Source organism: Prevotella merdae (assembly GCF_900290275.1).
Taxonomy (GTDB): domain Bacteria; phylum Bacteroidota; class Bacteroidia; order Bacteroidales; family Bacteroidaceae; genus Prevotella; species Prevotella merdae.
In genome coordinates, this window is the sequence record NZ_LT985324.1 from 400,348 (window position 1) to 413,360 (window position 13,013).

Annotated in this window: 13 protein-coding genes and 2 pseudogenes; all 15 read left to right on the forward strand. The window is 36.2% G+C overall.

Annotated elements, in window-relative coordinates:
• Positions 1 to 430: 430 nt before the first annotated feature.
• Positions 431 to 652, forward strand: a pseudogene (locus tag C9991_RS08075) (ORF6N domain-containing protein); the annotation flags it as partial.
• Positions 653 to 703: 51 nt separating this feature from the next.
• The gene (locus C9991_RS08080) at positions 704 to 1,393 is read left to right on the forward strand and encodes a DUF4840 domain-containing protein (protein ID WP_106812058.1); all 690 of its coding nucleotides are present in this window, start codon (positions 704 to 706) and stop codon (positions 1,391 to 1,393) included.
• Between the two features lie 137 nt (positions 1,394 to 1,530).
• On the forward strand, positions 1,531 to 3,591 hold the full coding sequence (locus C9991_RS08085; RefSeq protein ID WP_106812059.1) for a TonB-dependent receptor: 2,061 nt from the start codon (positions 1,531 to 1,533) through the stop codon (positions 3,589 to 3,591).
• Positions 3,592 to 3,635: 44 nt separating this feature from the next.
• Positions 3,636 to 3,776, forward strand: a pseudogene (locus tag C9991_RS08090) (ORF6N domain-containing protein); the annotation flags it as partial.
• Between the two features lie 26 nt (positions 3,777 to 3,802).
• The gene (locus C9991_RS16690) at positions 3,803 to 4,051 is read left to right on the forward strand and encodes a hypothetical protein (RefSeq protein ID WP_157949405.1); all 249 of its coding nucleotides are present in this window, start codon (positions 3,803 to 3,805) and stop codon (positions 4,049 to 4,051) included.
• 23 nt (positions 4,052 to 4,074) lie between these two features.
• Complete coding sequence (locus C9991_RS08095) at positions 4,075 to 4,341, forward strand: hypothetical protein (protein ID WP_157949406.1); 267 nt, start codon at positions 4,075 to 4,077, stop codon at positions 4,339 to 4,341.
• 106 nt (positions 4,342 to 4,447) lie between these two features.
• The gene (locus C9991_RS08100) at positions 4,448 to 4,873 is read left to right on the forward strand and encodes a hypothetical protein (protein WP_106812061.1); all 426 of its coding nucleotides are present in this window, start codon (positions 4,448 to 4,450) and stop codon (positions 4,871 to 4,873) included.
• Between the two features lie 31 nt (positions 4,874 to 4,904).
• Complete coding sequence (locus tag C9991_RS08105; protein ID WP_157949407.1) at positions 4,905 to 5,312, forward strand: hypothetical protein; 408 nt, start codon at positions 4,905 to 4,907, stop codon at positions 5,310 to 5,312.
• 534 nt (positions 5,313 to 5,846) lie between these two features.
• Complete coding sequence (locus C9991_RS08110; RefSeq protein WP_106812063.1) at positions 5,847 to 6,161, forward strand: hypothetical protein; 315 nt, start codon at positions 5,847 to 5,849, stop codon at positions 6,159 to 6,161.
• Positions 6,162 to 6,198: 37 nt separating this feature from the next.
• Positions 6,199 to 6,615: a hypothetical protein gene (locus C9991_RS08115; protein WP_106812064.1), complete on the forward strand. Its 417-nt coding sequence runs from the start codon at positions 6,199 to 6,201 to the stop codon at positions 6,613 to 6,615.
• On the forward strand, positions 6,616 to 6,963 hold the full coding sequence (tnpB, locus tag C9991_RS08120) for an IS66 family insertion sequence element accessory protein TnpB (RefSeq protein ID WP_106812065.1): 348 nt from the start codon (positions 6,616 to 6,618) through the stop codon (positions 6,961 to 6,963).
• A 60-nt stretch (positions 6,964 to 7,023) separates the two neighbouring features.
• Positions 7,024 to 8,922: an IS66 family transposase gene (gene tnpC / locus C9991_RS08125; RefSeq protein WP_106812066.1), complete on the forward strand. Its 1,899-nt coding sequence runs from the start codon at positions 7,024 to 7,026 to the stop codon at positions 8,920 to 8,922.
• A 487-nt stretch (positions 8,923 to 9,409) separates the two neighbouring features.
• Positions 9,410 to 9,715, forward strand: coding sequence for a hypothetical protein (locus tag C9991_RS08130; protein ID WP_106812067.1), 306 nt, complete (start codon positions 9,410 to 9,412; stop codon positions 9,713 to 9,715).
• Positions 9,716 to 10,024: 309 nt separating this feature from the next.
• Positions 10,025 to 10,378, forward strand: coding sequence for a hypothetical protein (locus C9991_RS08140; RefSeq protein WP_106812069.1), 354 nt, complete (start codon positions 10,025 to 10,027; stop codon positions 10,376 to 10,378).
• 358 nt (positions 10,379 to 10,736) lie between these two features.
• Complete coding sequence (locus C9991_RS08145; RefSeq protein WP_157949410.1) at positions 10,737 to 12,959, forward strand: serine/threonine protein kinase; 2,223 nt, start codon at positions 10,737 to 10,739, stop codon at positions 12,957 to 12,959.
• The last annotated feature ends 54 nt before the right edge of the window (positions 12,960 to 13,013 follow it).

Sequence of the window (13,013 nt, forward strand, 5' to 3'; positions counted from 1 at the left end):
TTGTATAAATACAAATATTGGTTAATAAAGTTGGGTGCTCTACCACGTGATGTGGTGGGGCACTTTTTTTTATATCCATACGCGCTACCAATCCTCTCTCCAAAGTAATATATATTACTTGCCCATTTAATATATATTAAAACCCCATTTAATATATGTTCTCCGACCATTTAATATATAATACTTTAGATGGCGCTTAATTTCCGACACAAGCATATAGTGTTTTCATTTGTAAAATGATGTAATCCTAAGCAATAAACTTTATCAATCTTCGTTCTTTTATTATAACCGCAAAATAAGAACGAGACCTTCTACACCTACGACCCACAGCGTCGCAGATTGCAGAACCTCACGGTAAACAGTGGTGGCAACACCATTATGGACAATGCCTATACATACGATGCGGTGAGCAATGTGCTCAGCGTGGTAAATAGTGCGTCAGTTCCAACTCGACATAGACCGTCATAATGCTCAATATGCACCGATTGATGTTGAAACATTCCGTTTATCACATGACCGCTTCCTTTGTATAGACGATGATGTATATCACATAGGAGCATCCATTAAGGACTTGGGCAAAAAGTGGTTCGGCTTCTCCAAGATGGAGATACTTGCACCAGACGAATTGGTGGAAAGGATCAATAGAGGATAATACATACAAATTTCAAGAAAAAGAACTTAATACATAAATATAAAGTAAGCAATGAAAAAGATATCAATGGTCATTGTGGCTATTTCAGCCATGATTAGTTTAAGCGGATGCCATAAGGATCCTACTTATGTGGATTCTTACTTCCAGCGTCAAAGTGTAATTGAGGAGCTGAGTAATGAGCTTAAAGGACAATACAGCAGTATATTCATTCCTGTAATCTATAATGCATCGCAAGAACAGATGGATTATAAAAGTTTATGGAAAGGTGAGGTCACAGAAAATGGTCAACCTATCATCCACTACACTTTTGGAGGATACGAAAATCGGACTGTCACCTTACAGCAAGTCCCAATCAGCTGGATAAGTTTTGTCATAAAAGATACTAAATTGGCAGAAGCAGTCAAGCTGTTGCCCGATTATGATATTTCGATACCTTATTCTTTTGCAAGCTCAGACGAAGAAACAGGAGGAGCGAGCAAAATGGGGAAAATCATATATAGCGATAGCAAAGTACCAGTGACATTGAACTATGGCGGACAGCAGCATCTTGTGCTTTTCAACTTTAAATGTCCTTCGCAATTTGTTTTTGATGCAGACAAGCGTCCTATCTCTCCAGGAAGGATCCAACTGGAACTCAAATCTATTATTGTTGACAATGTGATTGTTCAAGATATTGATGGCTATTCTGGAGAAGAGTTCTTTCTTAGTATTCTGGGCAAAACAGATCCAATCTCGAAATGAATGAGACGAACGTTGTCTGTTACGTTATATTCATGCAAAAGTTTTGGTAATAGTAGTTAAAGAGTTAAAGGTATTGTCTTTTAAGTACAGAAGAAGGCATATTGATTATAAGTATAAAAACAATAAAAAATCAATAGATGAAAGCATTGTTAGTCATCATAATGAGTTTGTGCATACACGTAACTTATGCCCAGAAACCAGATACAACTAAAACTTTTATTCAAGGCAAAGAACTTGGTGAAGTTGTTGTAAAGTCATCTTATCTTACAAGAGAAGGTGATCATATCCTTGCTATTCCTACAAAAGAGCAACGTAAACATGCTGTAACTGGTTATGATCTGTTGAGCAATCTCATGATTCTGGGAGTGTCTGTCGAGCGTTCGACTGGAAGTGTGACAACTCCCAATGGGGCTGCGACTCTCTATATAGATGGACGTGAAGTTGATTTTCGAGAGGTACAGTCTTTAAGACCGAAGGACGTTTCTCGAGTGGAATATTTTGATGTGCCGACTGGCAAATATGCAAAAGATGCATATGCTATAAACATAATAATGAAACCACTCAACAATGGTGGCTACACGCAACTTGATGCGTCTCAGAATGTAGGCTATCTCTATGGTGATTACAATCTTATTTCGAAATTTGTCACAGGAACCAAAAGTTTGAACCTTTGGGCTGGATATTCTTTGGAAAATCCAAAATCGTCTATGGACGAGAATGAGACTTTTATTTTTCCTGATTATCAACTGAATAGACTGCAGCATTACAATAATGCTGACAATAGGCAAACGGAAGAATATGTACAGGCATCAATCAGCAACCGAGGAAGAAAATATATTTGGATGCTTAGAGGTGGTATGGCATGGAATGCCTCAAAAAACGGTGTCAATAATGGAATGACGGAGTATTGGAAAACTGCTGCTGCAATCAAGAACGGTAGCATTTTGGACATTAACACTCGAAACAAATCTTATCGTCCAAGTGTCTATTTTTACGGATTGCACACATTTTCTAACACAAAATCGTTGGATTATGTTTTTGATGGATATTATTCTCGAAACGATTATGACCGTCTCTATAACGATGATAATGTGTCTTTTCGTTCACTTGTCAAGGAAGATTATTATTACATCAAAGCGAATGCAAACTATTCTATGGCGTTCAGTCATAGAAATAGATTGGCTTTCAGTTTATACGAGTTCATGAGAATTAGTGATTCCGAATACATTGGGACTTCTGCATATAATCAAAATTTGCATTCGTCCGAAACCATCCTTTTTGCAGACTATTCCCAACGTTTAGGGAGTTTTTTCTTTGATATTAATCCTGGACTGTCATTTCTAACATATCGTTTGGAGGGGATGAGGTCAATCAATCATCTTACTCCGAGACTTCAAGCAAGGGCTACTTATAAGATAGATAAAGTACAGCAACTTCAATTTATGTTCGCTTTGGGAAACACCTATCCGAGAATAAATACGATTAACAATGTAGAACAGCAGATTGATCCTATCATCATTCTCAAAGGTAATTCTAACATGGATAATTCCATTCTTTTGAATCCACGATTAAGCCACACATTGAATTTTAACAAATTCGCTTTGCAAACGGGAGTGTCATACTTTTATCAAAATCATTCGATTATTTCGGATTACTATATTCGAGATGGGCATCTTATTAGCACTTTTAGAGATGACTGTATCTATCATCGTCCTAGTGCAGATATGTCTATAACCTATAAACCTTCTGGTACACTTAATATGAAGTTATCCGGTCAATGGGTTGAACATTTAGTTCGAGGAGGAGCTGAGCATCGTAATTTGTCTGCATTCTCTGGGACTGCTATGATAAACTACTATGTTCGGGATTTTTCTTTTGGTGCATCCATAGCGTCACCGTCAAGAGATTTGATAGACAGCCAGATTAGTAGAAAGACATTTTGGCGGTATCAACTATCGGCTATGTGGAATCATGGGAATTGGGCTATCGAAGCTAATGCAAACAATTTATTCATGATGAAGAATAACATTGTAGATGAATTATCTGCATCATATTATTCTTTCAAACAAATAGATCAAAATCGTAGTTATAATCAGTATGCAAATCTGAAAATTGTTTATAGTTTTGACTATGGCAAGAAGACATCAAAGTCACCAGATTACAAACATCAAAATAGTGAAAGTGCAATCTTAAAATAAGAAGGCAAAGACATAATCAAGTCATTGGTAACATGTTCATGCGAAATGACCGCTTCCTTTGTATAGACGATGATGTGTATCACATAGGAGCATCCATAAAGGACTTGGGCAAAAAGTGGTTTGGTTTCTCTAAGATGGAGATGCTTACACCAGATGAATTGGTGGAAAGAATCAACAGGGAATAAGAAAAAATCAGAGCTCTCTATTGAGTATGGAAGAACTTTTCAGATATTATTTGGAGAATATTATTATTCTTCGTATCGGTACAGGCTTACGCTATCTATGGTTACGCTTTGTAAGGCATCGCAAGATTTCTTACCGAACCCTTTATGAAGGTAGTAAATCGAAAAAAGCAACAGAATTATCTAATTTTGATAATGAAATGTCAAATCGGGCATGGGGATGTGGCTTTATTCTTTTTGTGATATTCTTAATTATGTTTTTACGCAGATTTTTATAATAGACATACAGAAAAGAATGATTATGCAACAGACATTGTTTATCGTAATACTTGCCGTTGTCATTGCTTTCGTTTTGGCGTACAGGTGGAAGAAAAAGGCAGAAAACAAAATGGGCAATATGAGCCTTAATTATAAAAGCAAGCAGCAAATATTCTTTCTGACGAAAGCTGATATAGTCAAGATGATGACTGTTGTTGAAAGAAAAATTCCTATAAAATATACCCTAATTGGAGCATTTAAACAGGAGGCGATAAGAAGTGAAAACACCATGTCAAATTTTTCTATATGAATTCCCTATGTTTATGTGTAAAAGAATAAAATTTTGGCTTTGCAAACTTCTCTATTCCCATAGAAAAAAGTCTTGTTGCATTTCCTTTTCATCAAAAGGTTTCAAGGTGATAACTCTCTATCTGATTTTTGAGGGATGCCAAGTAGAAGATAAACCAATTATCTTTCTTCCTGCTACAGCATCCGAGGAAGAATTGGCCAATGCGATATTTTTCTGTTTGGGTAAAAGTAGTATGGTCATACGAACTTCAATAAATTCCACATCCGCTTATCTGAAGTTTATTAAAGAACGTTCGTTGAAAAGTTACTATCAACAATCCGTGGCTTGCATAGTAAAGTTGAATGTTCAAACAGGCATAATTCATTTAGAACTTTGGCAACAAGCTGATGATGGTAGAGGAATGACTCCTTGTCATGAACAGAGCCTTATGGCATTTGATGTAAAAGGCAATAGTCAACTTCTCGCCAAGTATGTCATGGAAATCTTAAGAGAAAGATTAGCTTTGAAAAAGGATAAGGTAACTATGGAATAAATAATAAGAATTGGAGCATGAGAATAAACAAATGAAACAGATTAAATTAGCTTTTGTACTTTTAACAATAATGATAGTTCTTGGTAATTGTACCTTTGAAAACCGTACAACTACCACTAAGATGTGTCTCGAAGATTTGGACATGAATGTTCAAGACACACTAAGAAATCTGCCTGTTGATTCTTTTGGCTGTCATCCTGATTTGATAGACTTAACAGGACATTATAAATTGACAATAAAAGAAATTGGTCCGTGGTGCTATGCGCAAAAATTGGAAAATTTAGAAACAGGAAAGTTTTATTGGTTCGATTATAGTACTCCACGACCTATTATTGTTACAGCCGAAGAAATCATATTCCCTATGGAATATAATATAGTAAATAGAGGGGTAGAATCAACAGACACGTTTAACATCATAGATAATCAATTAGAGCCATAACCGTAATGCACCTGCTTGGAAGAGTGTGAGTACGGTGCAACGAGTTAAGCAATTACTAACAGTACAATCATCGCAATAATACTATTGATTTTACGTTCTTTTCAAAGAAAGGGGTTGTGCAATAGTGGCTTAAAGGCTAAAAGCACTACCTTTGAATGCTGTTAAATATGGTAATGTTCAAAGTCACAATTTGTGATTTTGGAAAAATGAATATAAATATGACAGATAAAATAGAAAAAAGGAGAGCAGCGAACTGTGTATATTACATAGGTGCATCCATTAAGGACTTAGGCAAAAAGTGTTTTGGTTTCTCCAAGATGGCAACAAAATAGTTCAAAGAGCGAATCGCCCCACTTGGGGGCTATATTTAGGCTACAGGAGGCATTTTCACGTTGCATAAACAACTCGTTCTCCAACTGGTTGTCAGAGTTAGTTAACGCCGAGGATTGCATAAAGGCTTTCCAAGGCATATGTTTAATTCAAATTTAATCCACTTTTAAAGTGGAGTCATGGATAAAATCATATAGAATAAAGATGAAGGAATTAGTGGGTATTATATTATTGGCAGTTTTGGTAGTATTTGGTTCATGCAACTCCAATACTAATATGTCTCTTGTGGGAACATCTCCGCAACTATTTGATGTATGCCAAGTAAGCACAGGTAATCCTGACTATAGAAATAAAGAGTTGTTTATAAACGAATTGAAAAGAAAATGTAAATATCCTATTGAGTTTCAAAAAAATAATTTGGAGGCATACGTTGCTATTGAGTACAAGACAGACCAACGAGGATATATTGTAAAAAAAAGAGTAACCGTCTATTTCTCCATATCGTTTACTAAGAAGTAGATATTAACTTTGCTGCTGAACAAAAAATCAGTAGCAAATGGAAAATAAAGTAAAGAAGGTAAAGGTTGATTATGCAGCCATCATTCGTGAGTTCGAGATGTATGGCCGAGGCCGCTCCCTTAAGCAATTTTGTGATGAAAGTAATTATACATATGCTAATGTGCTACATTACTATCGAAAGTGTTTTTGGGACAGCAAGGCAAAGAGCGGTGATTTATCCAAAGGAGACAAAGCTCTTGTTCCCTTGGAAATTGAATCTGTTGAGAGAAAAGCTCCAACCTCTTCATCGGTGGAAACAGACAATACGGAAGATCCTATATCTCCGGCCAAACCTCCCGTTTCCACTTATAGCATCATATCGATGCACGTGTCTTTCAGTAACGGAATGGAGTTGTCTCTTTGTGAAACAGATGTGAATGAGATAACCGCATTGTTGCACAAAATCGTAGGCTAAATGATATCCTTTACAAGTAAACAGAGGTACTATTTCTGTTCATCCCCTATGGATATGCGTAAGGATATCGATCCCCTTTCAGAAGTAGTCCGCTCCCAAATGGGCTTGGATCCATTTCTTGATGAATCTGTTTTTATCTTTATGTCAAAGACTCTTCGTACGATGAAGATACTCTATCGTGGTCGCCGTAGATTTGAATTGATAAAAATTCGTTTGGATGATGAAAAATTCTTTTTGCCCATATTCGACGAAAAGCGTTCTTGTTACAAAATATGCTGGAGCGATTTTGTTGCACTTACAGAAGGCGTACAAGTAACTAAAATGATGATAAAAGAAGACGCTGCTTGATTGTGTAAGCTCTTGTTTATCAGTAATTTGCATATAAAATATCTAATAAAAGTCTTGCATATGTCAGAAAAAAGCAGTACCTTTATGGATATGAATGACGAAATGAAGTTACGTTTGGCTTATGCTGAGATAGCCCGTCTTAATGAAGAGAAGGCTACAGCGAATCGTGGGCAGATAGATCTTGTAGCCCACGATCAAGCCATGCGTGCCGACTTTGAACGTCAACGTGAAGAGGACCGTCAGTTCTTCAAAGCCCAGCAGGACAATATGAAGGAGTTCTACATGCAACAGATGAAGGATCAGGCAGAACGTCATAAGGCAGAACTCAAACAGTTGCGTATTGATAATATGGAAAATGTCAAGCGTGTAATGGAGGAGAGTGCTTGTCATCAGAAAGCATCCGATAATTTGATAGCTTCCTTGAACGAGAAGATATCAAAACTTACTGCTATGCTTGAGAAATCTGCAATCTCGGAAACAGAGGCAAAATGGTTGGCTTCCTATCGTCAACGTCAGAAATTCAAGCGCAATGCCGAGCAGGCAAAGCTATTGAAGTCGGGCAATGAGGTGACGAGAGAAGAGGAAAAGGATGATTGGCCAGATAAGAAGAACAACAATAAGTCTGATTCATCCACTTCTTCAGGAGGACATGTTTCTCCCCAAAAGAAGGACTCACATGACAAGCGTTCAGTCCGTACAGACTATCAGAAGAACAAGCCCTATACACTCACTCCTGTATATCATAAGTTACATGAATATTTCTCTCTTCCTGAAAACGGACATTTCGTGAAGCGTAATGGAGAAATCGAAACATGGTGGTATCGTGAGTTGGTCCGCATCCCGGAGCATTATGAAGAGCATTTCTATGAAGTAGCAGGTTATTATGTGAAAGGTAAAGGCCAAGGGATAACACGCCCAAACACTCGCTTAATAAAGGGAGTGCCTTTTGATTTGGAGCTGATAACCTATGTTCTAACCGAGCATTTCGCTTACAACACTCCGTTTACAAGAATCGTAGACAAACTGTCTCATATGGGATTGAACATGAACACCAAAACTCTTGGTGTCATAGTCCATAAGATTATCACTTATATCCGTAAAGCGATGAAGGAGGTTTGGGAGTCAACTATCAAGAAGACCCACAACTGGATGATAGATGAAACCTCCGGACTAGTAGGAGTTAAAACAGATGAGGGTATCCGTAAATACCTGAAACGTTACTTTTGGGGAATCAAGGCTAATGTCCAAAAACTCGTGTGGTTTATATACGAGCACGGAAGCCGTGGCCTCAAGGCAATCCGTCAGTTCTTGGACAACTTCATCGGCTTCTTCACTACAGATGGTTATGTAGTATATAAGGTATATGATGACGAGGAACATCCAAACCAACATCGCTCAGCCTGCCTTACTCATATAAGGAGAAAATTTGTAGAATCCCTGGAGGAGAACCATTCCTTGTCAATGTGGTTTATAGATGAGATAGGAAGGCTTTTTGCAATAGAGCATGATTGCAAAAAGGCAAATCTAGATTCCGAGCAAGTCCGTTTGGAAAGACTCAAAAGGAGTCGTCCTATAATGGAACGGATTAAAGAAAAATTTGAGCAGTTTGCCAGATCAGGCTACAAAGGCTTAGGGACCTTGACAAAGAAAGCACTAAAGTATATCAAAGCAGAGTGGTCTGCAATGCAGACAATTTTGCAGGATGGCAATCTCGAGTTATCCAACAACTTGGCAGAACAAATGATGAGACACATCAAGCTGAATCTTAAAAACTGTCTGAATATCGGCAGTGAAGATTCTGCGCTTGACTATGCCTTTATGTTTTCTGTTATAGAGAGCTGTAGTATGAACAAGTTGTCTCCTGTAAGGTACATCAAGGAGTTGGTCTCTCGTCTTACAGATAAACCTTGCAGCCATGCTGAAAAGGAGGCAATCTTGCCATGCTTTATACAGAAATAAACGTTAAATTCAATCGTTTTTTATTTTAACATCTTATGAACTGCCTTTGTTTAAAGGTGGTTCAGATGGTGTATGGAAATATAGATGGTTACCTCAGGAATTTGAACTCAACTATAGTGCCAACAACAATGGTAAAGGTACCGAGGTGATGTTCTTTTCTGATAATTGTAGGTTGACCGAGGAAATGTTTAATAATTTACACATTAAATGATAGTAAGCACTCAAATTAGGGCTTAAATTAGAAAGAATTAACTTCGCTGCTGAATTTAGTGTCTGTCCATACTGCCAGCTTCAAGGATTTCTTTGACATGGTCGTAAGTGGAAAACAGACAATGATCAGATGGCACTGGCTTCATTAGGTGTTAACAAAAAAAATAACAAATTTATTCAACTCGATGGAAATCTCTCAACCCCAGTAAACACTGGGGCTGAGCAGTATTGACATAGGGGTGGATGCTTACAGATAACTATTTAAACGATAAGAATTATGGCAACAACAACAGATTTTTTAGCATGGCTTTCATGCATAGATTTAAGCGATTATAATGATGTATGGTCATTATATCATACAGTTTCAGACTTATCAGATTATTCTTCTTTTGAAATTGATGTAAAAGAAGAAACAAATGGAATGAAGTATTTTCTAAAGAGTGTAGAGTGTGATGATACCTTGATGCTTGCTTCAGAGAAGGCTCGCCAGACCTTTTTGTCAATTATTGAAACTGAATATTGTGAAGGTATGGATATTGATGGATATTATGCATATCATCATGCAATGGAAAAAGACGATTAATACCTATGAAAAAAATTAAGGCTTCATAATTGATATATTCTATCTCAACAGAGATAGATACAGAAATATAGATTACAGCTGTTAGAGTGAATCGTTTATGCTCTAATATGCGCCTTAAGGATATTTATTGCGAGTTGCGACAAATTGATTTTGAAGATCTCATGATGGAGTTCCCAAATGTAATTTCTATGGATGAATTAGAGGTAAGAGTTGAACCAACTCCAGAATTTAAATCTGCAATACAGAGTTATTTTCGTTTTGATTCTAATTTACTTAGTAATAAAGAACTTTTTAGATAAACATATAGTTATGATAGCATCAGTACAATATAATGATTTGAGAGGAACGGCAGCTGCCGATGTCTCTGATATTTACATGAATTCACTTCAAAAATATCTAATGGAAACATATAAAACCTATGATTCAGAAAGGTATGTATGTCGTGGATGTGTTATGTGGATAAGTGGTCAAAGAGAAGTACCTTCTTTGAGTATAAGTTACCTATGTTGGGATAAGACGGCAGAGAAGTTTGTCCGTTTCTATCCTAAAAAGGATATGGATTTGAATGAAGCATTCTCTCTTTTCAAAAGGTTTGAGGTTGTCATGGGAACAGATGTCAATGATATTGATGTTAATGATGAAGACTGTTTAGACTTAATCTGATATGAACAAACATGTTATATTTCCTCCATTGGCTATTGTAAGCACTCAAATTAGGGCTTAAATAAGAAAGAAGTATCTTCGCTGCTGAATTTAAAACATTGAATTATGTACAGCAGTGAAGATTTGGAACTTTTTCGATAAGTCATGAGCAATGCAAGCTTGCTTGAACTTTGCCATGGCGAGAAAAAAGTATAAAATATTGTAGGGCATCTTACTAAGGAAGATGAAGCAAAAGTAATACCATTGTTTGCATCCTGTGGCTTTATAAGATGCTCATATGAAAAAGGTTTTAGTATTGGTCTTTTAATACTAATATTAGTTTATGAATATACGGAATTTCGTTTCTAAATTATTAAGCATGCAGAAAATAAAGCTTAGCAAACAATATTCTGTCCCTAAGAAATCTTCTTTGGGGCAGGGAGGAAATGGAGTTGTATGTAAGGTGATTAGAAATAGTGACAAGCAGGCTTTTGCCTTGAAAAGATTAAGTGACTATGCAAGAACGATCAACGAGAAGATACTGCGTTTTCAAGATGAAATAGATACGCTGATTGCTTGTCAAAGATTTGACGGGGTGATACCTATTGTAGATTATTCAAAGAAAGAGTTATGGTACACTATGCCTTTGGCAGATAAAATAGACAGCCATATAACAACAATTGACGCAAAGGTTAATTGTGTCTTGCAAATAGCGGAAATCCTAAAAGAGTTGCATCAAGCAGGATATGCTCATCGTGATATCAAACCGGAGAACATACTTTATTATGATGGTAGGTTTGTTTTATGTGACTTTGGTTTAGTAGAGATACCGGATAATTCTCATCATTTGACAAAAAATAGCAGTCGCATAGGACCAATGAATACAATAGCTCCAGAAATGCAACGAAATGCCCGAGATGCTGATGGTAAGAAGGCTGATGTTTATTCTTTGGCAAAAACACTTTGGATATTGCTTTCAGGAAAAAGAAAAGGATTCAATGGAGTATATAGGTATGATGATTCTTCTATTGCCCTAAATGCTATGTCCCAGTTTAGGGGAACTCATCTTGTGGAAATCGAAGAATTGTTAATGCAAGCAACAAGTAATGACCCTGATGATAGACCGTCAATGGATTCTTTTCATCAATCTCTTTTAAATTGGCAAGATGTTTCAAAAGATGAAATAAAAAAGAGCCAAAGTAACTGGCACTTTTTGTTAAAAAGATTATTTGGAAATAGTTATGTGCCTTCTGAATGTAGTTGGGATTCAATTGATTCGATAGTCAAAGTTTTGGAAGAAGTAAACCGATTGCCAATTTCACGATATATGTTTTTCCCTGATGGAGGAGATCTAGACTTTGTCAATGTAAAGAAGGCCTCAGAAGAAGGTTGCATCGATATCATTTCCAACTTGGGGTATTTCAGAGTTAAACCTAGAAAACTTATCTTTGAAAAGTTCGACGTGTCTGTATGGAATTATTTCTTGTTAGAATTAAACGAACAGAATGTAACAGTAGGAGATTGTAATAATGAATATGTTGAAGAAGTTGTAGAAGATACCCCTGCTCACTATGTTTCAGCTAAATCTTTTAATTATGGGGTCTATGATTATGATTCAGGGAAGCCATTACCAAGAGGTTCTAGAATAATAATACGTTATTTAAAAGGAAAATTCTTGTTCGTATTGAAATTAGGACCATACAATTTTATACAAAAAGTGACAGATGGAAGACATAACAATTGCACATCTGAAAATTTCAAAAATTATGTAAATAGTTTACAGAATTTATACAGGTTCAAAGAGTATATATCCGAAGAAAAAAGGAAACAGTTAATCGAAGCTTTGGATCAAATTTATGGTTTTAATAATCCAATACAATGGCCGTTTGATACCAAAGATTCGCATGTTTATGAGAAAGACTATGCTAAAAAAAACTATATGAAGTTTGATTTCTCTGATGAAATTATGAGATTGGGTATTTCTGTAGATTCACCTTTGGCTGAGTATCTTTTTCAATTAGAGAATATCGATAGATATATATTTATGGAATTGCTTTATCCTGATTGTAAGTTTTATTATTTGAGAAAAGATGGCAAAGTCGAAAAAATGAAACCTGCCGACAGTTCTGTTTTTACATTGGGATGTAGACAAGAACCAGTTGCTCTCTTAAAAGCTTTAAATGAAAAAATCAAGCAATATGTAATAGATAAAGTTGATCCTTTAGAGCAACCTTATTTTATAGCAAAAATCAACCTTGTAGCAAAGCCTTCTCATTTGTTTACTAGAGAAGAGATCAAGGCTGAAATGCGAGCAGCAGATGACCGAATAGATAATATACTTGTAATTTCCATAGATGGCTCTGCTCATATTATTCCTTACTCACAGAATACATCCTTGTATCCTGTGATACATGAAACATGGTGTGCTGGAAATAATTATGTGGGCAGATACTCTACGCTCAGTTGCTTGGATAGTGCTTATCATTATTGCTTGGCAAAATGGTATGATTATTTGAAATATGGTTATGGACAGCCAATGGAAGATTGGGATAGTTGTTCGTTGAGTGTGGAGGAGTTGGTTGAGAAAATTAAGAAAATATAAAATTTATGACGCAAGTAAGAAAAAACTTACTGACTAATGTGTTTTGCCTGGTGG